Below are 26,515 nucleotides of genomic sequence, written 5' to 3'. Positions count from 1 at the left end.
ATGTTTTCATACATAATTGGTGAAATTAATATTATAAGGGAAAATTACATTATTTTAGAAAATAATAATATTGGATATAAAATTTTTATGTCAGAAAGACACATTTCTTCAATAGTCAAAGGAGAAACCAGAAAAATATATACGCATTTCAATGTAAATGATAGTGCTATAGAATTATATGGATTTTTAGATTTTGACGAGGTAGAAATGTTTTTAACTTTAAATAACATATCTGGTGTTGGCGAAAAGCAGCTCTTGCAATTATTTCAAGTTTAACTGTTTATCAAATAAATAAAGCTATAATTGAAAATGATATTGATGGTCTATCTAAAGCTAAAGGAATAGGGAAAAAAACTGCTAGTAGAATAATACTTGATTTATCTGATAAGATAGACATAAATAAACTTAAGTCCTTAAATGTTAGCTCGGATATATTAAATACAAAGCAAAATAACAACTTTTATTTTGCAGTAGATGCGTTAGTAAACTTGGGTTATAATAAGGGTGATGCAGAGAATATAATTAAAAATTTAGATACAAATAATATGGAATTACCAGATATTATTAAAATAGCATTAAAGAGGATATAATGTCAGAAAATAGAATTATAGAATCAAATAGAATTTTAGATGATGATTTAAATGAGTATTCACTTAGACCGAGATGGTTAAGAGAATATATAGGACAAAATAAAACAAAGGAAAAACTTGCTGTATTTATAGAAGCAAGTAAAAGAAGAAATGAAAGTTTAGACCATGTCCTATTACAAGGACCTCCAGGTTTAGGAAAGACCACATTGTCACATATTATAGCAAACGAAATGGGAGTAAATGTTAAAGTTACATCTGGACCAGCGATAACAAGACCAGGGGACCTAGCAAGTATTTTAACTAATCTAAATGAAAATGATGTTTTATTTATTGATGAAATACATAGAATAAATAAATCGGTTGAAGAAGTATTATATCCTGCTATGGAAGATTTTGCGCTGGACATTATTGTGGGTAAAGGTCCGTCTGCTCAGTCTTTAAGGATTGATTTAGAAAAATTTACACTAATTGGTGCTACCACAAAAGCAGGTATGCTTTCATCACCGCTTAGAGATAGATTTGGAGTTTTACTTGAACTGGATCTATATAAAAATGAGGATTTATCACATATTATTGAAAGATCAGCCTCTATTTTAAAAACAAATATAGACAAAGAAGCTACAATTGAAATTGGTAAAAGATCAAGGGGAACACCTAGAATAGCAAATAGACTATTAAAAAGAGTAAGAGACTATGCAGACATTAAAAATAATGGAAAAATTGATATTGACACTGCGAAAAAGTCACTTGAATTTCTCGAAGTGGATAGTATGGGATTAGATAAATTAGATTATAAAATAGTTAAAATCATTGCAGATAATTTTGGAGGTGGGCCTGTTGGTATTGATACAATAGCAGCAGCAATAGGTCAAGAAGCAATTACAATTGAGGATGTGTATGAACCATATTTGCTTCAAATTGGGTTTTTAAATAGAACTTCTAGAGGTAGAGTTTTATCTAAAAAAGCATACGAACATTTTGGATTAAGATACGAGGAAGATTAATGAACACAAAAGATTTTGATTATGAATTGGATCCATCTTTTATTGCTCAACATCCAGAGGATAAAAGAACTGAATCTAAATTAATGATATTAAATAGAAAAGACAATACAATTAAACACAAGCATTTTTATGACATCATAGATTATCTAAATGAAGGTGATTGTTTAGTTGTAAATAACTCAAAGGTTATACCAGCAAGAATTTTTTGTCATAGAGAGGATAGGAAAGAGGCTATAGAAGTTTTTCTATTGAAAAATGTAGGCGATAAGAAGTGGGAATGTCTTGTTAAACCAGGTAAAAAAATGAAAATAGGTGTTAATGTAATTTTTAGCGAAAAATTGAATGGTAAAGTTATTGATATTACTTCTGAAGGACATAGAGTCATACAGATGAAATATGAAGGAATTTTTAATGAAATTCTTGAAGAAATAGGAAACATGCCATTACCACCATATATTACAGAATATTTATCAGATAAATCTAGATATCAGACAGTATACGCCCTAAATGATGGTTCAGTAGCAGCCCCTACAGCGGGACTACATTTTAGTCAAGAATTATTGAATAAAATCGAAGCTAAGGGTATTACAATAGCTTATGTAACATTGCATGTTGGATTAGGGACATTTAAGCCTGTTTCTGATGATAAAATTGAAAATCATAAAATGCATAGTGAATATTATGAGTTAACAGAAGAAAATTCAAAGAAAATTATAAATGCAAAAGATAAAGGTAAAAGAGTAATAGCAGTAGGTACAACATCTGTTAGAACTCTTGAATCAATTTATAGTAAGTTTGGTTCAATAAAAGCTGATAGTGATTGGACGGATATATTTATTTTTCCAGGATATAAATTTAAGATTGTTGATGGTATAATAACTAATTTTCATTTGCCTAAATCTACGTTAATTATGTTAGTAAGCACATTTTATAATAGGGAAAGTATTTTGGAAGCATACGAAAAGGCCAAAGAAAATAATTATAGATTTTTTAGTTTTGGTGATTCTATGTTTATTAGTTAGGAGAAGTAATGTTGATTAAATATGAATTAGTCAAAAAATCCTCAGAATGCGAGGCTAGAGCTGGTATTATACATACAAGTAGAGGAAATATTGAAACACCAGTATTTATGCCAGTTGGTACTAGAGCAACGGTAAAGACTATGACTGTTGAGGAATTAGAAGAATTAAACGCACAGATAATTTTAGGGAACACTTATCACCTATTTTTAAGACCAGGTGATAATTTGATTGCAAAAGCAGGTGGTTTACACAAATTTATGAATTGGAAAAAACCGATATTAACAGATAGTGGTGGTTTTCAAGTTTTTAGTTTAGGTGATATGAATGAAATAAGTGAAGAAGGAGTTACATTTAGATTATATATTGATGGATTTAAACAATTTATTTCTCCTGAAAAATCTATCGAAATTCAACAAAATCTAGGTGCGGATATAATGATGGCTTTTGATGAATGTGTATATCCCGAAGCAACAAAAGAGTATGTTGCATCATCATTAGAAATGACTCTTAGATGGTTGGATAGATGTATAAAAGCTCATACAAATAAAGATCAAGCACTATTTGGTATAGTACAGGGTGGATTGTTTAAGGACTTAAGAAAAAAATCTGCAGAAGAAACTATAAAAAGAGATTGTGATGGATTTGCAGTTGGTGGTTTAAGTGTAGGAGAAACAAAGGAACAAATGATTGATATTTTAAGATATACTACACCGCTTTTACCAGAGGATAAGCCTAGATATAATATGGGAGTAGGCACACCAGATTATTTATTTGAATCGGTAGAAGCTGGAATAGATATGGCAGACTGTGTGCTTCCTACAAGAAACGCAAGGAATGGGTCTGCACTTACATCAAAAGGTAAAATGAATCTAAAAAATGCAAGTTTTAAGGAAGATTTTACTCCATTAAATCATAAATGTGATTGCTATACCTGTAAAAATTATACGAGAGCATATATTAGACACTTAGTAAATGTTGGAGAAATTTTAGGAGCAAGATTAATTTCATATCACAACCTTTACTTTTTAACGAATTTGATGAATAATATAAGAAAGTCTATATTAGAAGATAGATTTTTAGAGTTTAAGGAAGAATTTTATAAAGAATATGGATATTCAAAGGAGGATTAACATATGTATTTAGCACAAGCACAAGGAGTAGGATCATTGATTTCACCATTAATAATGTTTGGTGTAATTGGTTTAATATTTTATTTTATGATAATAAAACCACAAAAGAAACAACAAAAGCAATTTAAGGAAACTTTAGATAACTTAAAAATTGGAGATCATATTATTACAAGAGCAGGTATGAGGGGAGAAGTTGTTCAATTAAAAGGGGATTCATTTATTTTAGAATCTGGACCAGAAAGAGTTAAATTAGAATTTCTAAAACAAGCAATTTCATACGTTGAAAATCCACAGGATCAAACAAACCATGAAAATCCATTTGCAGGAGCACCAGTTGGAGATTTATCTTATGGAAATGATGTAAGATTTATAAATAAGATTAAAGAATTGAAAAAAGCTAAGAAGATAGATAAAGAATTAGATATTCTAATTGAAGATGTTTACGAATTTGTAGTGATTGAAGAAGTTGGTAATGAAGATAAAGTTCAAAAAACTTTTAGAGTTGAAAAAGAAAGAGCTACAAATATATTAGATCAATTGACAGAATTGGGAGTTATCACAAAACCTAATGAAAATAATGATAGATTTATAAATATAAATCCAAGAAAATAATTTAGAAAAATGAAAAGTTTATTACTTTTCATTTTTTTTATCAAGGAGAAATTATGGAAAACTGGTATTTAATTAACCAAATAGAACTTTATAAAAAAATAGATACAGATAAACTAACTAATTTTCAAAAAATGATTATAGCGAATCGTGGAATTAGTTCACCCGATCAGGTGAATATATTTGTTTCCCATGATATAAACAATATGCATGACCCTCTATTGATGAAAGATATGAAATTAAGCGTTGATATTTTGTTTTCTGCAATAATGAAGGATGAGAAGATTAGAGTTGTTGGTGATTATGACCAGGATGGTGTTGCAGCTACCGTTATTTTAATTAAAGGTATAGAAGATTTTTATGATAAAATCACATATACCATTCCTGATAGAGTCGAAGATGGATATGGTATTAATAAAAAAATTATTGATGAGTGTATACAAGATAACGTAAAATTAATTATTACTTGTGACAATGGTATTTCTGCTATTGAACCTATTGATTATGCAAGAGAAAATGGAATAAAAGTTATAGTAACTGATCATCATCAGCCTATTATTTTTGAAGGAAAAGAAGTATTGCCAAATGCAAATGCGATAGTAAATCCTCATCAATTCAATTGTATGTATCCTTTTAAAGGGATATGTGGTGCAATGGTTGCCTATAAATTTATAGAGTCAATTCATCATTTATATGGAAAACAAATCGGACTCGATAAAAACATTTTCATAGAATTGATTCAACTTGCTACGTTGGGTACTGTTTGTGACATGATGGAAATAATAGATGAGAATAGAGTATTAGTTATAGAAGGATTAAAAAAAATAAATGAATCACCTTTAAAAGGACTATCAACTCTTTTAGAAACAAGAAATTTAGATTTTCCGGTAAATATCTACACTATAGGCTTTATCATTGGTCCAACTATAAATGCATCAGGAAGAATATATACGGCAAATCTTGGAGTTGAATTATTTCTAGAAGAAGACGAAGATATAAGAAAAAAATATTCAAAAACATTAATTGATTTAAATGAAACAAGAAAGCAAATGACAATAAATGGAGAAGAAAGAGCCATTGAGACAATAAATTCTCAAAAACTTTACAAAGATGATATAATAGTTGTATATGATAAATCTATACACGAATCAATTTGTGGGCTTGTTGCTGGAAAAATAAAAGAAAAATATAATAAACCTACTATAGTTTTATCATATTCTGAAAACAAAGATTTTTTAAAAGGAAGTGGTCGAAGCATTGCAGCCTATAATATGTTCGTTGAATTAAATAAGTATAGAAATGATTATATTTCATTTGGGGGCCATAAAATGGCGTGTGGAATATCTTTTAATAAAAATTATTTAGATGAATTTAGAAAGAAAATAAATGATGCAAGTACGTTAACTACGGAAGACTTTAGTAAAGAAATAGAAATTGATTATAATCTTTCTTTTTCACAAATTAACGAAAAAATTATATATGAAAAAGAATATTTAAGACCATATGGTTTTGGATTTAGTGAACCAATATTTGCTTCTAAAGATGTAATAGTGAGAAAAATAGACGTAATTGGAAAAAATAAAAATGTTGTAAAATTAATTTTAGAAAAAGATAATAAAAGATTACAAGGGATTTCTTTTGATGTGGAATATTTTTATAAGATATTTTCAAAAAAATACGATGTAAAAGATATTATGTCAATTAAAAATTTAGAAAATAGAAAAATTGATATTGCATATAAATTAAACATAAATGAGTATAATTTTTATAGAAATATTCAATTATTAATAACTTCAATGAGGTAATATGTTAGATAGATTAATTAACAAAATAAAAGAATACAATTATAATCCAGACGTTGAATTAATAACAAAAGCTTTTAATGTTGCTCGTGAAATGCACAAGGGACAAGTACGTAATTCTGGTGAAGAGTATATTGTTCATCCTGTAGAAGTATGTATGATTTTAGCATCATTACAAATGGATGATGAAACCATATGTGCTGGGTTAATGCATGATGTCTTAGAGGATACAGACTATCCAAAAGATAAAATGGAAGAAGAGTTTGGAGAAGAAATAGTTGTATTAGTTGATGGAGTTACAAAATTAAAAAATCTTCAATACAAAACCAAAGAAGAAACTCAAATTGAAAGTATCAGAAAGATGGTACTTGCAATGGCAAATGATATCAGAGTAATAATAATTAAATTGGCTGATAGATTGCATAATATGCGAACACTTGAATACAAAAAGAGAGATAAGCAAATAAGTACTGCTCATGAAACATTGGAAATATATGTTCCTATTGCTCATAGACTAGGGGTTAATACTATAAAATGGGAATTAGAAGATTTATGCTTAAGGTATATTGATCCTATTTCATACTATTCTGTAGCACAACAAATTGATCAAAAGAGGTCTGAAAGAGAAAAAATAATTAATATTATTGTAGAAAATTTATCTAAAGAACTCGATAAAATAGGCGTAAATTATAATATTTCTGGTAGACCTAAGGGAATTTATAGCATATATAATAAAATGAAAAAACAGGATACAACAATAGATAATATATTTGATTCTATTGCTGTTCGTGTTATTGTTAAGAATATAAGTGAATGTTATGCTGTTTTAGGCATAGTTCACAACCTTTGGAAACCATTACCAGGTAGATTTAAGGACTATATTGCTATGCCAAAACCTAATTTTTATCAATCACTTCACACTACAGTAATTGGTGAAAATGGGCAGATATTTGAGGTACAAATCAGAACTGAAGATATGCATCAAAACGCAGAATTTGGTATAGCTTCTCATTGGCAGTATAAAGAAGGTAAAAAGAAAGTTTCTAATTTTGATAGTAGATTAAATTGGATTAGACAATTAATAGAGTGGGGAAAAGATACGGGTGCATATGAATTTATGGATTCATTTAAAGGAGATTCTTTTTAATGATGAAGTATATGTATTTACTCCACAAGGTGATGTTATAGATTTACCAAAGTCTTCTACTCCTGTTGATTTTGCATACAAAGTGCATTCAGAGGTAGGAAATAGATGTGTTGGAGCAAAAGTAAATGGTAAAATTCAACCTTTATTTTATAAATTAAAGACTGGTGACATCGTAAACATATTAACTTCTAAAAACTCAACCTGCCTAAATATTGATTGGTTAGAATTTGTTGTAAGCACACATACAAAAAATAAAATTAAATCATATTTTAAGAAGAAGTCAAAAGATAAAAATCTGGATGAAGGAAAAGATTTATTAGAAAAAGAAGTTAGAAGAAAGGGATATGATCTTTCTAAAATACTTCAAAAAGAATGGTTACAGCAGTCTGCAGAGAAATTCAATAAAAATAGTATTGAAAATTTATACAGTGCAATTGGAGAACAAAGTTTAAATATTGAAAATGTAATTAAATTTTTAGAAGAAAAATATGATGAAAAATTTAAGAAAGAAAAGGAACTTTCAAATTTAGCTAATATTGAAATTGATAATAAAGTTAATAAAAATTATAATGTATCTGAAGGTATTACAATTGATGATATATCTAATTTGGATGTCAAATATGCTAAATGCTGTAATCCTGTTCCTGGAGATAAGGTTATAGGATATATAACAAATGGGCATGGTGTTTCAATTCATAGAAAAGATTGTAATAATATTAATAACTTAAGGAATAAAGAAAGATTAATTGACGTTAAATGGAATAGAAATTCAGATTCTAGTTTTAATGTGGTTATTATAATTATAATAATAGATAAACCAGGATATTTAGCAGAATCTTACTAAAAAAATATCTAAGGCCGGATTTAATATTACTAGTATTAATACAAGACTTAATTCTGATACAACAATAAATATTCAATTGTCAATTAGAATTAAAAATGTTGATGAAATCAATAAGATATTTAATATTATTCGTAAAATAGATGGTACAATAGATGTGTATAGGGAGCAAAATTGAGAGCGATAATACAAAGAGTTAATTATGCAAAGTTGTATATTGATAAAAACTTATATTCTGAAATAAATAATGGTCTATTAGTTTATCTGGGGGTACATAAAGAAGATGAACAATCAGATTTAGATTATATAGTTAGAAAAGTTATAGGTTTAAGAGTTTTTGATGATATAAATTCTGTAATGAATTTATCAATTAAAGATATAAGTGGTGATATTATGATAGTATCACAATTTACATTGTTTGGAGATGTGCGAAAGGGAAATAGGCCTAATTATATGATGTCTGCAAAAGGTGATTTTGCAAGAAAAATATATAATCAATTTGTTAGAGAAATAAAAAAGCAAGTAAGTAATGTATCCACCGGTGTATTTGGATCAGATATGAAAATAGAATATAGCAATGATGGTCCTGTAACGATACAGTTAGATTCAAGTAAACTTTACTAGGAGTATTTATGAAAATACAAATATTAAAAGATGGTAATAATCCAATTAATACAAATTCATATTTAATTTATGATGAAGAAAGTAAAGATGCATATATAATAGATGCACCAACAAAAACTAAACCTTTTACAGATAAGATAGAAAAATTAAATCTTAATGTTAAATATCTTTTACTTACTCATGGACATTGGGACCATATCTATCATGTTGATTTTTGGAGAGAAAAATATGGAGCAAAGATTGTTGCTCATAAGCTTACTAAGGATTATCTACATGATATTAGTTTAAATGCATCAGGTACTTATATACCAGAAATGACTACTGATGCAGATATTTATTTAGAAGGAAATTCTGGAGAATTTGAAATATTTAAATACATCTCAACACCAGGACATAGTTATGATAGTATATCTATAATACTTGGCAATATAATATTTTGTGGTGATTTAATATTTAAGAGAGCTGTTGGAAGAACTGATCTAAAGGGTTGCAATCAAAGAGATCTCATAGATTCAATTAGAAATAAAATTTACAAATTTTCAGATGATATTAAGTTATTGCCGGGACATGGAGAAAATACAACAGTAGGTGAGGAAAAAATGTACAATCCATTCGTACCCGCAGTTAAGGAGTAATTATGAAAAGAAGTCACTATAACGGAGAATTAAGAATTAAAAATTTAGGACATGATGTCGAGTTATACGGTTGGGTATCTAAAACTAGAGATTTAGGACCAATAGTCTTTTTAGATTTAAGAGATAGAAGTGGAATTACACAAATTGTTTTTAAGAAAGAAGAAAATGAAGATTTATATAATCAAGCTAAAGAGATAAAATCAGAATATGTAATTGGTGTAAAAGGCAAAGTTTTTGAAAGAGAAAATAAAAATAATGACATACCAACAGGAGAAATTGAAGTTATTGCCAATTCTCTTAAATTATATAGCAAGTCAGATGTTCCGCCTATTTATATCAAGGACGAAGATAATGTTTCTGAAGAACTAAAATTAAAATATAGGTATTTAGATTTAAGAAAACCTAAAATGCAAAATATATTAAAACAAAGAGCTGAAATTGTAAAAGCCTTTAGGGATTTTCTATATGAAGAAGGATTTATTGAAGTTGAAACACCATTTTTAGGGAAACCAACTCCAGAAGGTGCCAGAGATTATATTGTACCGTCTAGATTGTCAAAACATGGATTTTATGCTTTGCCACAATCACCACAGCTATTTAAACAATTATTGATGATTGGTGGATTAGATAGATATTATCAAGTAGTAAAATGTTTTAGAGATGAAGATTTAAGAGCAAATAGACAACCTGAATTTACACAGGTTGATATTGAAATGAGCTTTGTCGATGAGGAAGATGTTATTTCATTGAATGAAAGATTGCTTCAAAAGATATTTAAGAAAGTAAAAGGAATTGACTTACAATTACCATTTTCAAGAATGAGCTATGAAGAAGCAATGAATAGATTTGGTTCTGATAAGCCTGACTTAAGATATGGATTTGAAATAAAAGATATTTCAAGTTTATCGGAATTTATTGATTTTAATTTATTTAAGGATTCTGTATTAGAAGGAAAATTTATAAAGGCGATTAACTTTAATGGATTATCAAGTTGTTACTCTAGAAAACAAATTGATAAACTAACATCAGTTGTAAAAGGGATGGGGGCAAGTGGATTAATCTGGTTTAGATATGAAAATGGAGAATTAAATTCATCTATTAATAAATTTTTAAATGATGATTTCAATAAAAAATTAACCGAAAAATTAAGTCTAGAAAATGGAGATTTGGCACTGATTATAATAGATAAAGCTCCAAAAGTACTCGAACTAATGGGATCATTAAGAACTCATATAGCAAAAGAAAGTTTAAAATTTAATGAAGATGAATTTGCCATTACATGGATAAATGAATTTCCAATGTTTGAGTATGATGAAGAAGATGAAAGATATGTTGCAAAACACCATCCATTTACTCATCCAATAGATGAAGATTTAAATAAATTAAATAATAATCCAGAAGATATGAGAGCAAAAGCATATGATATTGTAATTAATGGAGATGAAATAGGAGGTGGCTCAATTAGAATATACGATTCTAATTTACAAAAACAGATATTTAATGCATTAAAATTAACAAAAGATGATATAGAAAATAAATTTGGATTTTTTATTGATGCATTAAAATATGGAACACCTCCACATGGTGGTATTGCATTTGGTCTAGATAGATTGGTTATGACAATGCTAAATATTAATAATATAAGAGATGTTGTAGCATTTCCTAAGACACAGTCCGCTTCAGATCTACTTACATCTGCACCAACTGAAATTGAAAAACAACAATTAGATGATTTAAATATTAAATTTATTGAAGAATAGAGGTAAGAATGAATAAAATAGGAGTAATTACTGAAATTGGGAATGGTGAAGCGATTGTAATGGTTGGAAGTGCAAAAACTTGTGGCAATTGCGGTTGTGGAGCACTCACCAGAAAAAATGGTGAATTATGTGACAATCATAGATATATTAAAGTCAAAAATACTATTGATGGAAAAGTAGGAGATCCTGTAAATATTGAATTTGAAACATTAAAAATGTTGAAAACTTCAGCAATGTTATATTTACTACCTTTAATAATGCTAGTTGTAGGGATATTTTTAGGAAACTATTTACAAGGAAGCAACTCAAATGATTTAATTTCGTTTGGTGTAGGTGTTTTACTATTAGGAATTTCCTTTTTAATATTAAATAAACTTGACAAAAATAAAGAAAAAAAAGAACTAATTACAATTTCTGAATTTAGGGGGATGTAATATGAAAAATTTAATGCAGTTTGACGATGAAATATATAATATTATTATGGAGGAAAAGAAAAGACAAGAGAATAATATTGAACTTATAGCATCTGAAAACTTTGTTTCTCCAGCAGTTTTAGAAGCTACTGGATCTATAATGACTAATAAATATGCTGAAGGTTATCCAAATAAGAGATATTATGGTGGTTGTCAAATAATTGATAAATCTGAACAGTTAGCAATAGATAGACTCAATAAATTATTTGGTTCTGAGCATGCAAATGTTCAAGCTCATAGTGGTTCAAGTGCAAATGTAGCTGTTTATTTTGCATTACTTAATCCAGGCGATAAAGTTTTATCTATGAATCTAACAGAAGGTGGACATTTAACTCATGGAGCTCAAGTATCAATATCTGGATCATATTATAATTTTGTACATTATGGTGTATCAGAATCTTGATGAAAAAATTGATTATGAAAAGGTCAGAGAAATTGCATTAAAAGAAAAGCCAAAGATGATACTAGCTGGAGCATCAGCATATTCTAGAGCAATAGACTTTAAGAAATTCAGAGAAATTGCAGATGAAGTAGGCGCTATATATATGGTTGATATGGCACATATAGCTGGTTTAGTTGCAGCTGGATTACATCAAAATCCAGTTCCTTATGCAGATGTTGTTACATCTACAAGTCATAAAACATTAAGAGGGCCAAGAGGTGCATTTATTTTATGTAAAAAAGAGTATGCAAACAAAATTGATAAAGCAATTTTCCCTGGTACACAAGGTGGTCCATTACAGCATGTTATTGCAGCTAAAGCTGTATGTTTTAAGGAAGCAATGTCTGAAGAGTTCAAGAAATACCAATCTCAAGTAATAAAAAATGCCAAAGCATTAGCACAAGAGATTGAAAGTAGAGGAATTAGATTAGTTTCAGGCGGAACAGACAATCATTTAGTTTTAGTTGATGTATCGAGTGTAGGATTGACTGGAAAGGATGCAGAACATTTATTAGATCAAGTAAATATTACTGTAAATAAAAACACAATTCCAAATGAAAGAAAAAGTCCATTTATAACTTCTGGAATAAGATTAGGATTGGCTGCAATGACTAGCAGAGGTTTAAAAGAAGAAGATTTCAAAATTATAGGTAGACTTATATGTGATGTGCTATTAGAGAGAAAAGAAAAAAAAGAAATAATTAAAGAGGTTCAATCAATTGTAAAAAAATATCCTCTTTATTAAGGAGAAATTATGGCAAAACCTATAGTAAGTATTATTGGTAGACCTAATGTAGGAAAATCAACATTATTTAATAAATTAGTTGGAAAAAGAATTTCAATAACTGAAGACACACCTGGTGTAACAAGAGATAGACTATATAGTGAAGTAGAATGGCAAAATAATTTTTTTGTTTTAGTAGATACAGGTGGATTGGAATTAGAGTATTCGGGAGATTTTAATAAGGAGATTGAGATTCAAGCTGATATTGCAATTGATTCGTCTGATTTAATTTTATTTCTTGTTGATGGCAGAGAGGGTATGACTTCTTTAGATCAAATGATTGCTCAAAAATTAAGAAAATCAGGAAGAGAAGTAATTGTTGTTGTAAATAAAATTGAAGTAAGAGATACGCCAAGTGAAGTGTATGATTTCTATACTCTAGGAATTAGTGAAGTTTTATCAATTTCTGCTGAGCAAGGATATGGCCTTGGAGATTTACTTGATGAAATTGTTAATAGATTTCCAGAAGGTAGCTTAAAAGAAGAGGAAGAAGAAACTTTACAAATTGCAGTTATTGGTAAACCAAATGTTGGAAAATCGTCATTTATTAATACTATAATAGGTGAAGAAAGAGCAATAGTTTCTAGTATAGCAGGGACTACAAGAGATTCTATTGATTCTAAATTTGAAAGAAATGGTAAAAAATATACATTTATAGATACTGCAGGAATTAGAAGACAGAGATCAGTTGATTCAAGGGTTGAAAGATTTTCAGTAATAAGAACATACAGTGCTGTAGATAGAGCAGATATGGTACTATTCTTTGTTGATGCAACTGAAGGGATTACTGAACAAGACACAAAAATAATTGGCTATGCACACAATCAAAAAAAAGCCTCAATAATAGTAGTAAATAAATGGGATTTAATTAAAAAAGAAACTAATACTATGAGGGATTTTATCACTGATATAAGAAATAAAATTACATTTACTTTATATGCGCCAATTACATTTATTTCTGTAAAAGATAATCAAAGAATTGATAAATTATTTGAAGTTATTGATGCAGTAGATGAAAATTATTCTTTTAGAATCCCTACAGGAACATTAAATACTATGTTGAGAGATGCGATGCTAATTAATCCGCCAAAATCTAAAAAGGGTAAACAGCTAAAAATATATTATATGTCACAAGTTACCACGAGACCACCTAAATTTTTAATATATGTAAATGATGAAGAATTGATGCATTTTTCATATCTTAGATTTATTGAAAATAAAATTAGAGATAATTTTAATTTTGAAGGCGTTCCAATTGAATTAGAGGTAAGAAATAGGAGATTTGATGTATGATGTATCTTCTTATATTTATTATTGCATATATGATAGGGTCTATTTCAGGTTCAATCACAATTGTAAAAAAGTATTTTAATGAAGATATTAGAGGTAAGGGAAGTGGAAACGCTGGTACGACAAATACATTAAGAGTTTATGGAAAAAAATATGCTGTAATCACACTACTTGTAGATGTTTTAAAAGGCTCTATAGCAGTTTTGATTGGAGCGTATTTAGATTCAGAGTATGGTAGTTATATTGCAGGTGCAGCGGTTGTTATTGGTCACTGTTGGTCAATTTTTTATGGATTTAGTGGTGGAAAGGGTATGGCTACAAGTTTAGGTGTTAATTTAGTGTTTAGCCCTTTAATATTGTTGATACAATTGATAATTTTTGTAATTGTAAATATTTTCACAAAAATTGTTTCAATATCATCTATTATTTGTACACTTTTTGTTCTAATATATGTTTTACTTTTTGAAACAAATAATACACCATTTATTATTATGTTAGTTATAAATTCAGTTGTACTCATATACAAGCATAAGGGAAATATTAATAAATTAATAAATGGAAATGAAAATAAGATCAATATAGTTGAGAAACTCTTTAAGAGATAAAGGAGTGAATATGCAAATATCTGTTTTAGGTGGTGGTAGCTGGGGAACAGCTATTTCTAAAGAATTATCTAAAAAATATGATATATTAATGTATATCAGAGATAAAGAATGTAAAGATTATATAAATAAAAATCATAGAAATAAAAAATATTTAAGAGAGCATGATTTGCCTGAAAATATTGTAGCGACTTCTGATATCAAGGAAGCACTTAAAAATAAATATATAATAAATGCGATACCTACACAAAAAATTAAATCTATGCTTGAAGATAATTATCATCTATTTAATAAAGATGCCATAATTATTAATTTATCTAAAGGTATTGAAGTATCTACAAATAAGAGGATATCAAATATATTTAAAGAATTTTTACCTGAAAATAAATTTGTAGCTTTATCTGGGCCTTCTCATGCTGAGGAGGTTATACAGTCTGTCCCAACGTCTATAGTTGTTTCTAGTGATGATTTTAAGATAGCTAAAGAAATACAAGATATGATGATTAGTTCATCACTAAGAATATATACAAATGATGATTTGATTGGAGTTGAGTATGGTGGTGCTGTAAAAAATGTTTTAGCACTAGGGATTGGTATTCTTGATGGGTTAAATATTGGAGATAATACTAAAGCTGCCATGATGACTAGAGGAATACATGAGATGACAAGATTTTGTATAGAAATGGGAGGACAAAGAAACACTCTTTATGGATTAGCCGGAATTGGAGATTTAATAGTAACTGCCACCTCGAAACATAGCAGAAATAGAAAAGCTGGTGAATTAATAGGAAAAGGTAATACAGTTAAAAAATTAGAAGCCGATATAGGGATGGTTGTTGAAGGTATATCCACATGCAAAGCGCTTCATGATATAAGCATAAAAAAAGATATTTATATGCCTTTAACAAATATAATTTATAGTGTATTATATGAAAATCTTTCTATCGAAGATTCTATTGAAATTTTAATGAATAAAAGTGGTAAAGATGAATTTGAAATCTAAAAAAAGAGCAAGAAGAAGACGAGGACGTAGGAAAAATTTTTTTATTTATATTATAGGTATATTAATTACATTAATATTTATTTTTGCAGGTTTGCAAAAAATAAATGAATTAAAAAAAGAAAAAAATTTATACAATATAAAAAATCCATTCATGCTTAAAAAAGAAATTAAGGCTAAAGTATATTCGTTATTTGATGAGATTGTACTAGATAATTTTCAGAATATAGATATTACTTTAGAAAAATATAAAATATATGGTAGACATCAAATTGTTGAAGGAACAAATAATTTTGATGCATTGGATAAAGCAAATAATATAAATAAAAATCTAAAAAATAAAGATAGTGAAAATGATATAAATAAGATTGTAAGCAATATATTAAACAATGAAATATATAAAAATAATTTTAACCACTTTTCAAATAGTAATAAGTCAGATAGTTTTGAAACGTATCAGAAATATTATGATTCTTTTATTAAGAATCAAAAAATTATAACTTTTGATTCTGGATATATACTTAATAGAACAGATGGATACGAAAATTTAATTGGATTTGATGATTTTGAAAATATTAATTTTAATAAAATAAATTTTGACATAACAAATAAAAATGAATTAATTGGATTAAAATATGTAAATAATAAGAAATATAATATACTTTTAAAAATTTCAAAAACTATATCTTTTAATGAAAAACTATTTAAAAATTTAAATATAAAAATAGAGAGTGGCGAATATAGAGCGTATCTAGAAGGTATTAAAGAATATAAAGATTTTTATATATTAAAATATCAATTAAATGATGGCATAGAATCAGCACTAAAAAATCGATTTTTTAACACTAATATTAAGATAGAATTAGGAATGGTTTATAAAATCCCTAAAAATAGTATTACAAAGTTTAATGGTTATGAGGGCGTTTATTATATTAAAAATGGGCGGGTAGATTTTACTCCAATAACTAAAATATCAGAAGATGATCAATTTTCATATGTTAGTGTAAATATGCCAAATACTATTAAAAATGGTCATTTTAAGGAACTAACTTCATTTACAAAAGTTATTATTAATAATAGAAACTTGAAAATAGGTGATTTCTATTAAATTATTTGGAAAAATAAAAAAAATATATTATAATGAAATTAATATAAAGTAGGAGGTAGTATGAGTTTTTGGAATAAAGTAAAAGATTTTGTTGGTATAGAAGATAACTATGATGATGAAGATTACCAAGATTATGAGGAATCGAAATACGATAATGATACTGTACAAAATGTTATAGATGAGAATAAAGTAACATTTGAAACTAGCAAGGAGGATAAAGCTAGAAAATTTAGTACATATAGATCTTATTCTACATCCAGTGATAATTATAAAGAATCTGATTCTATGAATATGCGTACTAAATATAATAGTTCTAATGATGATATGGTAGTAACAATTAAAGAACCGTTAAAATACGAAGATGGCAAACAAATTATAGATGATGTAAAGCAAGGAAAAACAGTTGTATTAAACTTAGAAATGCTAGAAGTAGATAATAAAACACAAATATTTTACTTTGTAAGTGGTGGAGTTTACGCACTAGAAGGTTCAATTCAAAATGTAACCAAAGATATTTATGTTTTAGTTCCAGCTGGTGTAAAGGTTGATGGTAAATTAAAAGATAAGTTATCTGAAAAATCTATATATCAAATATAACATAATTAAGAGGGCGAAAGCCCTTTTTTAAATAAAAGGAAAAAATATGTATATAATATTATTAATTGTAGGAATTATATTAGATCAACTTACAAAAATTTGGGCTATAAGTAATCTTAAAAATAAAGATTCTATCATCGTTATTAAAGATTGGTTGCACTTAAGTTATATTGAAAATTCTGGGGCGGCTTTTGGTATATTTCAAAGTGCAACAATAATATTTGCAATAATTACTATTGCAGTTTGTTTTGGTATCTCATACTATTTATTAAAAAATAGTAATAATATTGACACTTATATAAAGCTTCCACTTGTTATGATTATGTCGGGTGCATTAGGAAATTTAATAGATAGACTTAGATTAGGTTATGTTGTAGATTTTATTTATACACCACTTGGTGGAATATATGATTTTCCAGTGTTTAATTTTGCTGATATCTTTGTAACAGTTTCTGCGATATATTTAATTTTTGCTATCTACTTTTTAGAAGGTAAAGATGTTTAACAATAATTGGGATAAAGTATTGAGTGATTTTATGAATACAGAAGAATTTCAAAATTTTTACAGTGAATTAATGAAATCGTACAAATTTATGAATATATACCCTGAAAAAGAAAATATTTTTAGATCCTTAAAATTAACTGATTATAATGATGTTAAGATCGTAATATTAGGGCAAGATCCGTATCATCAAAAAGGACAGGCTAATGGGTTAGCATTTTCTGTGAATAGTAATACTAAACTTCCGCCGTCACTTATTAATATTTTTAATGAAATAAGAAGAGATACTGGAATAGATAATATATCAGGGGATCTAACTAATTGGGCTAGACAAGGAGTACTTTTACTAAATAATGTATTAACCGTTAAAGAATCGTGTCCAAACTCATTTTCAAAAACGATATGGAGTAGTTTTACTGACAAAATCATCCACGAAGTTTCTAAAAAAGGTGACATAATTTTCCTACTTTGGGGAAACAATAGTCAATCCAAAATCCCAATTATTGAAAAAGGAAATTATATTCTAAAAACAACACATCCGTCACCATTGTCTGCTTATAGAGGATTTAATGGATGTGGACACTTTTCAGAAGTAAATAAAATTTTATCTAGTTTAGGAAAAAAAGAGATAGATTGGAGTACATTATGAAAGTATATGTTGAAGAAAGTAATGACTTAAGACTTGACCAATATTTATCTGAATACTTTGAAGATATTTCTAGATCAAAATTAACAAAATTAATTAAAAATAATGATGTTACAGTTAATGGTAAAATTGAAAAACCTAGCTATATAGTTAAAGAAAATGATCTATTAAATATAAATTTAGACGCCTTAAAGTTAAAACCAATTAAAGCAGAGAATTTAGATATAGAAATAGTATATCAAGATGATGATATTGCAATAATAAATAAGCCGTGTGGGATTATTTCTCATCCTACCAACACAATTAGAACAAATACTGTGGTAAATTTTTTACTTTCAAAATTTAAGGATTTTTCGTATCTAAATGGTGATGAAAGACCGGGAATTGTTCACAGACTAGACAAAGATACAAGTGGTCTAATGATTATTGCTCTAAGTGATAACGCAATGATAAAATTAAAAGAAATATTTAAGCAAAGATTGGTATCTAAAAAATATAGAACTGTAGTTTTTCATAGATTTAATAACATTCAAGGAACAATTAATGAACCTATAGGAAGATCTATAAAGAATAGAAAACTAATGGAGGTAAACAATACAGGTAAAGAGGCAAAAACCACATACAGAGTGATTGAACAAAATAAAGAATTTTCATATTTAGATGTTGAGCTTCACACTGGACGTACTCATCAGATTAGGGTTCATATGTCATATATAAATCATCCTATTTTAGGTGATGCAGACTATTGCAATATATCAAGTAAATTTAATTTGAACTGTCAACTATTACAAGCATATTCTCTAGAATTTAATCATCCCATATCAAATAAAAAAATTAAAATTGAAATTCCTATGTACCCTGAATTTGAAAAATACCATAATATCATTTTTAGGGAGGATAAATGACTACAAAAGTAAAAACTTTAAATTATGCAAATTTAGAAACTAATATAATTGAAGTTGAAAGTAAAATAACTAGGGGTATTAATAAATTTAATATCTCTGGTTATACAAATAGAAGCATAAAAGAATCAAAAGATAAAATTCTTCTTTCTCTTAAATCTAATAATATCAAAATACCATATGGTAGAATCACTACCAATCTACTACCAGCAAGTCAAAAAAAGTATGGGGATCACTTTGATCTACCAATTGCGATATCAATCATTTCAAATATCTTTGAATTTCAAAATATTGATGAATATTTAATTTGTGGTGAAATTGGAATCGATGGAAAATTAATACCAATTAAAAATCCACTTCGTGTAATTAAATGTGCCATAGACAACAATCTTAAAAAAATAATTATGCCATATGGAAATTATGATTACTTAGAAATTTTTGATAAAATTAGCATCTTTCCTGCAAGAAATATATCAGAAGTTGTATCACATTTAAGAAACATTAACATAATATCAAATAAATTCAAATATAAAAAAATAAATACTGAATATGAATTTGATCTAAATGATGTGATTTCATTAGAATCGGTAATAAGAGCTTTAATTATTGCTATAACAGGAAAACATAATATTATAATAAAAGGTCCTATTGGTACTGGTAAAACAATTTCAATAAAGGCTATAAATTCGATACTAAACACATTGCACCCATATAAACAAATTCTTTTATCAGATATTTATACTAGATTTTATGATAAAAACAAATTTATAGAAAAATCTCAAATAATTTATCCAGCAACAAATGTAAATTCTAAAAGCTTATTTGGATCAAAAAATCAATTAGGAGAAATTTCTTTAGCAAACTTTGGATATATATGTTTAGACGAAATTAATCTTTTTTCAAAGTTGATACTTGATAAATTTAAGATTATGATGGACAATGACGTAGCTTTTAGAAATAATAGATGTAAATATTATCAATATCCCGTTGACTATTCTATAATAGCTACAATGAATCCTTGTCCATGTGGGAATTTTGGAACAAATAAAAAATGTACCTGCAGTATTTCAGAGATAAATAAATTTAATAAAAAAATTGATAAATCATTTTTAGATAGATTTGCTATTAAAATTACAATAAATGAATTTAATTTTAATTCTAGAAAACAATATAATATTGATGAAATTAAAGAAAACATAAATAATGCTATTGATATACAACAAAAAAGATATAAAAATATTGAAATGAGTAATGGACTATTAAATTCAAAAGAAATAAAAAAATATATTTATATAGATTATACGTTAAAACCATCTATCGAAAAAGCTATAAAAAAATATAATCTTTCAAAGAGGAGCTTTGATAATATAATAAAAGTTGCTAGAACAATTGCTGATTTAGAAAATAGGGAAAATATAATAGATATTGATATTATGGAAGCTTTAAGATATCAGACTTAAATAAATCGACAATATATATATTTTATAAATATTATGATTAAATTGATAAAAAGTGGTTATATATAAATGTATCATTGCAATGATATATTATAAACCAAACTATAGTAAAAAAACTATAGTAAAAAAGGAGAAAAAATGAATAATAAATTTAATTTTATTGGATTAATTTCAAGACTATTAGTATCTATGATAGTAGTTGGATTAACAAACATATTAGTACCAGGAATGTCAAATAAAGGTGGATTTGGAAACCTAATTCTAATTTCAATAGCAATAGCAGTAATAGAGCACTTATTAGCTACATTTGTAGGTCTTTCAAAGTCAGCAAGAGGAGCATCCGGATTTTTAGTAATGGCATTGATTTTATATCTATCAGGTCAAATTATTGATGGTTATAAAGTTACTGTATTAGGTGCTTTAATTGGTGGTGTTGTATATGGACTTGTTGAATCATTTATTCCAGGTGAAAAATTAAACTCATAAACTAATTATTAATAGAGTTTAAATTTTCTATAAATAACTAAAAAAATATTTTATAAACTAAAGAAATAAAGAAAATAGTCCCCTTAAAGTTTGCATCTAGAGCAACTTTAAGGGGACTATTAAATTTATATATAATTTTTTATCTTATACATAAATAAAAATTTTTAATTTAACTTTATTGAACTAAAATTTTATTTAAGAAATCTTTATTATTGAATATAATCTTCTATGTTATATAATTATATTGATAACAAATATTATAATTTGCGAAAACTATTTTTCCTATAAATAAATGTAATCAATTAATTAAAAATACTTAGATTGTTAGAGATTTATTTGTATGTTAAAATTAATATAAGAGGTGACAAATGAATAATAAAATTTTTATAACAGGACATAAAAATCCTGATACAGATTCTATAGCATCGTCTATAGTCTATGCTGATTTAAAAAGTAAAATTGATAAAAAAAACGAATATATACCTGTTAGATTAGGTGAATTAAATTTAGAATCAAAATGGGTTTTGGATAGATGGAAACAAAAAGAACCAAGACTTGTAAGTACATTAAAACTTAAAGTCGAAGACTTAAATTTACCTAAGCCACAGAGTATTAACAAAGAGATATCCATTTATCAAGCAGCTAATTATTTACAGCCGAAAAATGTATCTTTTCTGACAGTTGTTGATCAAAATAATAAGATTGAAGGCATTGTAACCTTATCAAATTTAACAAAATCTTATATGGATGTTTGGGATGATATTATACTTGGTAAATCTAATACAAGTATCGAAAATATAGTTGAGACAATTGCAGGTGAGATTGTTTATCTTCCAGAAAACCCAAATAAATGGGACGGAAGAATGTTGGTTTATGCTTCAGATGTAGATGAAAAAGGTCATGTATCTAAAGGAGATATATTAATTGTTGGGAATAGATATGATGCTCAATTAGAAGCTGTAAAAAGAAAAGCAGGAGCGCTTATCGTTTCTTCAGGACATACTCCAGAAGACGAAATAGTTGAACTTGCAAAAAAAAATAATGTAACGGTGCTAACCACAAAATATAATTCTTTTATGACTGCTAGACTTATACCACAAGCAGTTCCAGTAGATTTTGTTATGACAAAAAATGATCTAATCACTTTTACACAAGATGATTTTCTTGATGAAGTATCTCAAAAGGTTAGAAATACTAGAATACGTAATTTCCCTATTGTTAACCATTTAAATGAAGTTGTTGGTCAATTAAATCGAAATGATTTAATTTCTGACAAAAAGAAGAAATTAATTTTAGTGGATCATAATGAAGCGAATCAATCTATTGATGATAGAGATAGTGTTGAAATTATGGAAATTATAGATTATCATAGAGTTGCAAATATAAATACAAGTGGCCAATCTATTTTAGAAATGAACCGGTTGGGTGTACTTCAACTATATTGGCAATGATGTATAAAGAACATGATATTATGCCATCTAAAGAAATGGCAGGATTAATGGCATCAGCTATAATTTCAGATACACTTTTATTTAGATCTCCAACTACAACAGATGTAGATAAAAAAATATTGAAAGAACTCGCTGATATCATAGATATAGATTTACAAGAATATGCTTCTGAAATGTTTGCAGCAGGAACATCTCTAGAAGGAGTTAGTGCAAAAACATTAATTTTAACGGATTCAAAAAATTTTATAATATCTGATTATAAAGTAAGAGTTTCACAAGCTTTTACTACAAATTTACCATATCTAGAAAATATGAAATCAGACTTAATAAGTACAATGCTATCAATTAAAGAAAGTGAAGGTACAGACTTTTTAGCACTATTTATAACAGATATATTTAATGAAAAATCATTAGTATTTACTATTGGAGAATTTAATAAACAACTCGCTAAAGAATTTGGTAAAGTATATGACGATAATGGATATATTGTTGAAGGATTATTATCAAGAAAAAAACAATTCATACCAGCTTTAACGAGAAGTATTAAAAATATTGAGAGGGGATAATATGCAAGAAATTAAATATAGGGAAGATTTATCAGAATCTATACATTTGTTTAATGAAGGTAAAAACTATGAATCTTATGAATTTATGGGCGTACAAAAGATTGAAATAAATGATGAAACCTATATGAGTTTTACTGTATGGGCACCTCATGCAAGAGAAGTTTTTTTAGTTGGAGATTTTAACTATTGGGATAAGTTTAATTTACGATTAAGTAATATTCATAATTCTGGAATTTGGAATATATGTATAAAAAATTTTAATGAGTATGATAATTATAAATATAGAATTATTTCTCATAATCATCAAGAAATTTATAAATCTGATCCGTATGCTTTTTTTTCAGAATATAGACCAAATACCGCTAGTAAAATTTTTGATATAAAAGGGTATGAGTGGAATGATGAAAAGTATCTTAGTGAAAGATTTACAAAAGATCATTTACATGAGCCACTTTCAATATATGAATTACATCTAGGTTCATGGATGCGACATCCAGATAATAGATATTATACATATCTTGAGTTGGCAGAAGTTTTACCAAGATATATTAAAGATATGGGATATACACATGTAGAAATAATGCCATTAACAGAATATCCATATGATGGATTATGGGGATATCAAGTAACAGGATATTTTTCAATAACTTCAAGATTTGGTACTCCAAAAGAATTTATGAAATTAGTAGATGAATTACACAAAAATGATATTGGTGTGATACTAGATTGGGTGCCTGTTCACTTTACGAGAGATGCACATGGATTAAGTAAATTTGATGGTACAGCTATATTTGAAAAAGATGATGAATATAGAGCTAGTGTAGAAGGTTGGGGAACATTATATTTTGACTTTGGAAAGCAACAAGTTAAAAACTTTCTAATATCATCAGCACTATTTTTATTAAAATATTTTCATATAGACGGATTAAGAGTAGATGCAGTTTCTGCTATGCTTTACTTAAACTACGGTGATAAAAATTTAGTAAATGATGATGGTAGTTATGAAAATTACGAAGCAATAAGCTTTATAAAAGAATTAAATTCAGTAGTGCATTTATTCCATTCAGACATCTTAATGATTGCTGAAGAATCAACAGCCTTTCCAAAAATAACTCATAAAATTGAACATGGAGGATTAGGTTTTGACTTTAAATGGAATATGGGATGGATGCATGATACTTTAGATTATTTTGAATTAAATCCTTATAATAGAAAAGATTATCATAATCTCTTAACATTTTCCATAATGTATTGTTTCAACGAAAACTATATACTTCCATTTTCTCATGATGAAGTTGTACATTTAAAGAAGCCTATGATTAGAAAAATGGTTGGAGATTATGATACACAATTTAAGGCTTTAAGAGCTTTGTATGCATATCAGTATGCACAACCTGGTAAAAAACTTAACTTCATGGGTAATGAAATTGGAACATTTGAAGAATGGAATGAAAATCAAGAATTATCCTGGTCAGTCTTAAATTATGACAATCATGTATATTTAAAAAATTTCGTTAAAAAATTAAATCATTTATATAAGACTGAAAAATCACTTCATCAGATTGATGATTCATATGATGGTTTTGAATGGATACAACATGAAAATAATAATGAGAACATACTAGCATTTGAAAGAATAGATAGAGATGGAAATTCTGTTTTATGTTTATTCAATTTTGCTCCTGTATATAGACATAAATATAGATTCGGCGTTAGAAATAAAGGAATGTATAAAGTTTTAATAAATTCAGCACATAAGAGATTTGGAGGACAGGTTTCTAGAAATACACCTCTCTACTCTAAGGATATAGCAGCTGACGGAAAAGAATACTCAATAACAGTAAATTTAGAACCTTATCAAGCAATTTTTGTAAAATTAAATAAATAGAATAGAGGGGGAATATGTCAGCTAAAAATGAAATGGTAGCAATGCTTTTAGCAGGTGGACAAGGAAGTAGATTAAAAGCATTAACAAGCCAAACAGCAAAACCTGCTGTACCTTTTGGAGGGAAATACAAGATTATAGATTTTGCAATTTCAAATGCAGCAAATTCAGGAATAAATCATATCGGGATATTAACTCAATACAAACATTTTTATTTAAATGAACATCTAGGATTGGGACAAGCGTGGGATTATGATAGATTAAAAGGTGGATTAAAACTTTTATCACCCTATTATACTGAAGAAGGTGGTAGATGGTATAAAGGAACAGCTAATGCAATTTATGAAAATATAGATTACTTAGATATTATTAATCCCGAGTATGTTTTAATATTATCAGGCGATCATATTTATAAAATGAATTATGACAAAATGTTAAATGTTCATAAAAAAAATAAAGCAGACGTTACTATTGCTGTTATGGAAGTTCCATGGGAAGAAGCCTCTAGATTCGGTATTATGAATACAGATGAAACTAATAATATTATAGAATTTGAAGAAAAACCTGATAATCCAAAAAGCAATCTTGCATCAATGGGAATTTATATTTTTGATTGGAAAGTTTTAAGAAAATCTTTAATTGAAGACTATGATAGAGAAGGTTCAACATATGATTTTGGAAAGGATATAATACCTGCACTATTAAATGAAAATAAAAAAATGGTAGTATATAGATTCGAAGGATATTGGAAAGATGTAGGAACAGTAAGATCTTACTGGGAAGCTAATTTAGATTTAATCAAAGACGACAATGAATTAAACGTCTATGATACAAGTTGGAGAATTAATACTACATCTAAAAATTTACCTCCTCAATATATTGGAGAAAGTGCAAAAGTTGTAAATACATTGGTAAATGAAGCGTGTCAAGTACATGGATATGTAGAAAACTCTGTGTTATTTGATAAAGTTACAATTGAAAAAGGGGCAAAAGTATTTAATTCAGTACTTTTACCAGGGGCTACTGTAAGAAAAAATGCAGAAATATATAATTGTGTATTTACTGAAGAGATGGAAGTTGAAGAAGGATTTAAATTAGGTAATGAAACCGATGATATTGTGTATTTAGTATCACAAGAAGGAATTATAGAAGGGTAGGAA

The 26,515-nt window shown here is 27.3% G+C and carries 28 protein-coding genes and 1 pseudogene; all 29 read left to right on the top strand.

The features are described from left to right. Complete coding sequence (locus tag AC4KN9_RS04010; protein ID WP_491017359.1) at positions 1-276, top strand: OB-fold domain-containing protein; 276 nt, start codon at positions 1-3, stop codon at positions 274-276. Continuing rightward, positions 231-590, top strand: coding sequence for a Holliday junction branch migration protein RuvA (gene ruvA, locus AC4KN9_RS04005; protein ID WP_491017935.1), 360 nt, complete (start codon positions 231-233; stop codon positions 588-590). The genes AC4KN9_RS04010 and ruvA overlap by 46 nt, the downstream gene beginning before the upstream one ends. Then, positions 590-1,594 carry a Holliday junction branch migration DNA helicase RuvB gene (gene ruvB, locus AC4KN9_RS04000; RefSeq protein ID WP_491017358.1) on the top strand — a complete coding sequence of 335 codons (1,005 nt, stop codon included), beginning with the start codon at positions 590-592 and terminating at the stop codon, positions 1,592-1,594. The genes ruvA and ruvB overlap by 1 nt, the downstream gene beginning before the upstream one ends. After that, the gene (queA, locus tag AC4KN9_RS03995) at positions 1,594-2,616 is read left to right on the top strand and encodes a tRNA preQ1(34) S-adenosylmethionine ribosyltransferase-isomerase QueA (protein WP_491017357.1); all 1,023 of its coding nucleotides are present in this window, start codon (positions 1,594-1,596) and stop codon (positions 2,614-2,616) included. Before ruvB ends, queA begins: the two co-directional genes overlap by 1 nt. A gap of 8 nt (positions 2,617-2,624) precedes the next feature. Further along, positions 2,625-3,746, top strand: coding sequence for a tRNA guanosine(34) transglycosylase Tgt (tgt, locus tag AC4KN9_RS03990; protein WP_491017356.1), 1,122 nt, complete (start codon positions 2,625-2,627; stop codon positions 3,744-3,746). A gap of 3 nt (positions 3,747-3,749) precedes the next feature. Beyond that, entirely contained in the window at positions 3,750-4,358 is a 609-nt protein-coding gene (gene yajC / locus AC4KN9_RS03985; protein ID WP_491017355.1) for a preprotein translocase subunit YajC, read from the top strand. Positions 4,359-4,411: 53 nt separating this feature from the next. Beyond that, on the top strand, positions 4,412-6,160 hold the full coding sequence (recJ, locus tag AC4KN9_RS03980; protein ID WP_491017354.1) for a single-stranded-DNA-specific exonuclease RecJ: 1,749 nt from the start codon (positions 4,412-4,414) through the stop codon (positions 6,158-6,160). Position 6,161: 1 nt separating this feature from the next. After that, complete coding sequence (locus AC4KN9_RS03975) at positions 6,162-7,304, top strand: RelA/SpoT family protein (RefSeq protein ID WP_491017353.1); 1,143 nt, start codon at positions 6,162-6,164, stop codon at positions 7,302-7,304. Further along, the gene (locus AC4KN9_RS03970; protein ID WP_491017352.1) at positions 7,267-8,148 is read left to right on the top strand and encodes a TGS domain-containing protein; all 882 of its coding nucleotides are present in this window, start codon (positions 7,267-7,269) and stop codon (positions 8,146-8,148) included. Before AC4KN9_RS03975 ends, AC4KN9_RS03970 begins: the two co-directional genes overlap by 38 nt. A 4-nt stretch (positions 8,149-8,152) precedes the next feature. After that, positions 8,153-8,323, top strand: coding sequence for an ACT domain-containing protein (locus AC4KN9_RS03965; protein ID WP_491017934.1), 171 nt, complete (start codon positions 8,153-8,155; stop codon positions 8,321-8,323). After that, positions 8,320-8,769: a D-aminoacyl-tRNA deacylase gene (gene dtd / locus AC4KN9_RS03960; RefSeq protein ID WP_491017351.1), complete on the top strand. Its 450-nt coding sequence runs from the start codon at positions 8,320-8,322 to the stop codon at positions 8,767-8,769. Before AC4KN9_RS03965 ends, dtd begins: the two co-directional genes overlap by 4 nt. A gap of 8 nt (positions 8,770-8,777) precedes the next feature. Next, on the top strand, positions 8,778-9,404 hold the full coding sequence (locus tag AC4KN9_RS03955; RefSeq protein WP_491017350.1) for an MBL fold metallo-hydrolase: 627 nt from the start codon (positions 8,778-8,780) through the stop codon (positions 9,402-9,404). A gap of 2 nt (positions 9,405-9,406) precedes the next feature. Continuing rightward, complete coding sequence (gene aspS, locus AC4KN9_RS03950; protein WP_491017349.1) at positions 9,407-11,164, top strand: aspartate--tRNA ligase; 1,758 nt, start codon at positions 9,407-9,409, stop codon at positions 11,162-11,164. Between the two features lie 8 nt (positions 11,165-11,172). Then, complete coding sequence (locus AC4KN9_RS03945) at positions 11,173-11,598, top strand: SoxR reducing system RseC family protein (protein ID WP_491017348.1); 426 nt, start codon at positions 11,173-11,175, stop codon at positions 11,596-11,598. Position 11,599: 1 nt separating this feature from the next. Continuing rightward, positions 11,600-12,824: pseudogene (gene glyA, locus AC4KN9_RS03940) on the top strand (serine hydroxymethyltransferase). Positions 12,825-12,833: 9 nt separating this feature from the next. Beyond that, positions 12,834-14,156, top strand: coding sequence for a ribosome biogenesis GTPase Der (der, locus tag AC4KN9_RS03935; RefSeq protein WP_491017347.1), 1,323 nt, complete (start codon positions 12,834-12,836; stop codon positions 14,154-14,156). Beyond that, positions 14,153-14,758 (top strand): glycerol-3-phosphate 1-O-acyltransferase PlsY, encoded by a 606-nt coding sequence (plsY, locus tag AC4KN9_RS03930; protein WP_491017346.1) that lies wholly within the window; start codon positions 14,153-14,155, stop codon positions 14,756-14,758. The genes der and plsY overlap by 4 nt, the downstream gene beginning before the upstream one ends. A gap of 10 nt (positions 14,759-14,768) precedes the next feature. Beyond that, positions 14,769-15,758 (top strand): NAD(P)H-dependent glycerol-3-phosphate dehydrogenase, encoded by a 990-nt coding sequence (locus tag AC4KN9_RS03925; RefSeq protein WP_491017345.1) that lies wholly within the window; start codon positions 14,769-14,771, stop codon positions 15,756-15,758. Further along, the gene (locus tag AC4KN9_RS03920) at positions 15,742-16,863 is read left to right on the top strand and encodes a biotin/lipoyl attachment domain-containing protein (RefSeq protein WP_491017344.1); all 1,122 of its coding nucleotides are present in this window, start codon (positions 15,742-15,744) and stop codon (positions 16,861-16,863) included. The genes AC4KN9_RS03925 and AC4KN9_RS03920 overlap by 17 nt, the downstream gene beginning before the upstream one ends. A 60-nt stretch (positions 16,864-16,923) precedes the next feature. Continuing rightward, positions 16,924-17,460 carry a cell division protein SepF gene (locus tag AC4KN9_RS03915; RefSeq protein ID WP_491017343.1) on the top strand — a complete coding sequence of 179 codons (537 nt, stop codon included), beginning with the start codon at positions 16,924-16,926 and terminating at the stop codon, positions 17,458-17,460. Between the two features lie 46 nt (positions 17,461-17,506). After that, positions 17,507-17,965 carry a signal peptidase II gene (gene lspA / locus AC4KN9_RS03910; RefSeq protein ID WP_491017342.1) on the top strand — a complete coding sequence of 153 codons (459 nt, stop codon included), beginning with the start codon at positions 17,507-17,509 and terminating at the stop codon, positions 17,963-17,965. Further along, positions 17,958-18,611, top strand: coding sequence for a uracil-DNA glycosylase (locus tag AC4KN9_RS03905; RefSeq protein WP_491017341.1), 654 nt, complete (start codon positions 17,958-17,960; stop codon positions 18,609-18,611). Before lspA ends, AC4KN9_RS03905 begins: the two co-directional genes overlap by 8 nt. Further along, positions 18,608-19,513, top strand: coding sequence for an RluA family pseudouridine synthase (locus AC4KN9_RS03900; RefSeq protein ID WP_491017340.1), 906 nt, complete (start codon positions 18,608-18,610; stop codon positions 19,511-19,513). Before AC4KN9_RS03905 ends, AC4KN9_RS03900 begins: the two co-directional genes overlap by 4 nt. Then, the gene (locus AC4KN9_RS03895; RefSeq protein ID WP_491017339.1) at positions 19,510-20,970 is read left to right on the top strand and encodes an ATP-binding protein; all 1,461 of its coding nucleotides are present in this window, start codon (positions 19,510-19,512) and stop codon (positions 20,968-20,970) included. Before AC4KN9_RS03900 ends, AC4KN9_RS03895 begins: the two co-directional genes overlap by 4 nt. Before the next feature lie 135 nt (positions 20,971-21,105). Next, positions 21,106-21,453 carry a phage holin family protein gene (locus AC4KN9_RS03890; RefSeq protein WP_491017338.1) on the top strand — a complete coding sequence of 116 codons (348 nt, stop codon included), beginning with the start codon at positions 21,106-21,108 and terminating at the stop codon, positions 21,451-21,453. Between the two features lie 368 nt (positions 21,454-21,821). Next, positions 21,822-22,904 carry a putative manganese-dependent inorganic diphosphatase gene (locus AC4KN9_RS03885; RefSeq protein WP_491017337.1) on the top strand — a complete coding sequence of 361 codons (1,083 nt, stop codon included), beginning with the start codon at positions 21,822-21,824 and terminating at the stop codon, positions 22,902-22,904. Beyond that, positions 22,901-23,470, top strand: coding sequence for a DHH family phosphoesterase (locus tag AC4KN9_RS03880; RefSeq protein WP_491017933.1), 570 nt, complete (start codon positions 22,901-22,903; stop codon positions 23,468-23,470). Before AC4KN9_RS03885 ends, AC4KN9_RS03880 begins: the two co-directional genes overlap by 4 nt. A gap of 1 nt (position 23,471) precedes the next feature. Further along, entirely contained in the window at positions 23,472-25,358 is a 1,887-nt protein-coding gene (gene glgB / locus AC4KN9_RS03875; protein WP_491017336.1) for a 1,4-alpha-glucan branching protein GlgB, read from the top strand. 14 nt (positions 25,359-25,372) lie between these two features. Beyond that, positions 25,373-26,512 carry a glucose-1-phosphate adenylyltransferase gene (locus AC4KN9_RS03870; protein ID WP_491017335.1) on the top strand — a complete coding sequence of 380 codons (1,140 nt, stop codon included), beginning with the start codon at positions 25,373-25,375 and terminating at the stop codon, positions 26,510-26,512. Positions 26,513-26,515 lie beyond the last annotated feature (3 nt).

The sequence above is a fragment of the Helcococcus sp. SA-HE-C1 genome, from assembly GCF_985670335.1.
Note: the sequence above shows the minus strand (reverse complement) of the source record. Positions and strands in the feature narration are given on the sequence as shown.

What these genes read in the sequence shown, in the direction of transcription:
- AC4KN9_RS03915 (WP_491017343.1), top strand. Translation starts at nt 16,924, where the DNA reads ATGAGTTTTTGGAATAAAGTAAAAGATTTTGTTGGTATAGAAGATAAC.
- AC4KN9_RS03880 (WP_491017933.1), top strand. Translation starts at nt 22,901, where the DNA reads ATGATGTATAAAGAACATGATATTATGCCATCTAAAGAAATGGCAGGA.
- der (WP_491017347.1), top strand. Translation starts at nt 12,834, where the DNA reads ATGGCAAAACCTATAGTAAGTATTATTGGTAGACCTAATGTAGGAAAA.
- AC4KN9_RS03870 (WP_491017335.1), top strand. Translation starts at nt 25,373, where the DNA reads ATGTCAGCTAAAAATGAAATGGTAGCAATGCTTTTAGCAGGTGGACAA.
- AC4KN9_RS03925 (WP_491017345.1), top strand. Translation starts at nt 14,769, where the DNA reads ATGCAAATATCTGTTTTAGGTGGTGGTAGCTGGGGAACAGCTATTTCT.
- AC4KN9_RS03900 (WP_491017340.1), top strand. Translation starts at nt 18,608, where the DNA reads ATGAAAGTATATGTTGAAGAAAGTAATGACTTAAGACTTGACCAATAT.
- lspA (WP_491017342.1), top strand. Translation starts at nt 17,507, where the DNA reads ATGTATATAATATTATTAATTGTAGGAATTATATTAGATCAACTTACA.
- yajC (WP_491017355.1), top strand. Translation starts at nt 3,750, where the DNA reads ATGTATTTAGCACAAGCACAAGGAGTAGGATCATTGATTTCACCATTA.
- glgB (WP_491017336.1), top strand. Translation starts at nt 23,472, where the DNA reads ATGCAAGAAATTAAATATAGGGAAGATTTATCAGAATCTATACATTTG.
- AC4KN9_RS03955 (WP_491017350.1), top strand. Translation starts at nt 8,778, where the DNA reads ATGAAAATACAAATATTAAAAGATGGTAATAATCCAATTAATACAAAT.
- queA (WP_491017357.1), top strand. Translation starts at nt 1,594, where the DNA reads ATGAACACAAAAGATTTTGATTATGAATTGGATCCATCTTTTATTGCT.
- recJ (WP_491017354.1), top strand. Translation starts at nt 4,412, where the DNA reads ATGGAAAACTGGTATTTAATTAACCAAATAGAACTTTATAAAAAAATA.
- AC4KN9_RS03890 (WP_491017338.1), top strand. Translation starts at nt 21,106, where the DNA reads ATGAATAATAAATTTAATTTTATTGGATTAATTTCAAGACTATTAGTA.
- AC4KN9_RS03975 (WP_491017353.1), top strand. Translation starts at nt 6,162, where the DNA reads ATGTTAGATAGATTAATTAACAAAATAAAAGAATACAATTATAATCCA.
- aspS (WP_491017349.1), top strand. Translation starts at nt 9,407, where the DNA reads ATGAAAAGAAGTCACTATAACGGAGAATTAAGAATTAAAAATTTAGGA.
- AC4KN9_RS03895 (WP_491017339.1), top strand. Translation starts at nt 19,510, where the DNA reads ATGACTACAAAAGTAAAAACTTTAAATTATGCAAATTTAGAAACTAAT.
- AC4KN9_RS04010 (WP_491017359.1), top strand. Translation starts at nt 1, where the DNA reads ATGTTTTCATACATAATTGGTGAAATTAATATTATAAGGGAAAATTAC.
- AC4KN9_RS03885 (WP_491017337.1), top strand. Translation starts at nt 21,822, where the DNA reads ATGAATAATAAAATTTTTATAACAGGACATAAAAATCCTGATACAGAT.
- AC4KN9_RS03970 (WP_491017352.1), top strand. Translation starts at nt 7,267, where the DNA reads ATGAATTTATGGATTCATTTAAAGGAGATTCTTTTTAATGATGAAGTA.
- ruvB (WP_491017358.1), top strand. Translation starts at nt 590, where the DNA reads ATGTCAGAAAATAGAATTATAGAATCAAATAGAATTTTAGATGATGAT.
- plsY (WP_491017346.1), top strand. Translation starts at nt 14,153, where the DNA reads ATGATGTATCTTCTTATATTTATTATTGCATATATGATAGGGTCTATT.
- tgt (WP_491017356.1), top strand. Translation starts at nt 2,625, where the DNA reads ATGTTGATTAAATATGAATTAGTCAAAAAATCCTCAGAATGCGAGGCT.
- AC4KN9_RS03945 (WP_491017348.1), top strand. Translation starts at nt 11,173, where the DNA reads ATGAATAAAATAGGAGTAATTACTGAAATTGGGAATGGTGAAGCGATT.
- AC4KN9_RS03920 (WP_491017344.1), top strand. Translation starts at nt 15,742, where the DNA reads ATGAATTTGAAATCTAAAAAAAGAGCAAGAAGAAGACGAGGACGTAGG.
- AC4KN9_RS03905 (WP_491017341.1), top strand. Translation starts at nt 17,958, where the DNA reads ATGTTTAACAATAATTGGGATAAAGTATTGAGTGATTTTATGAATACA.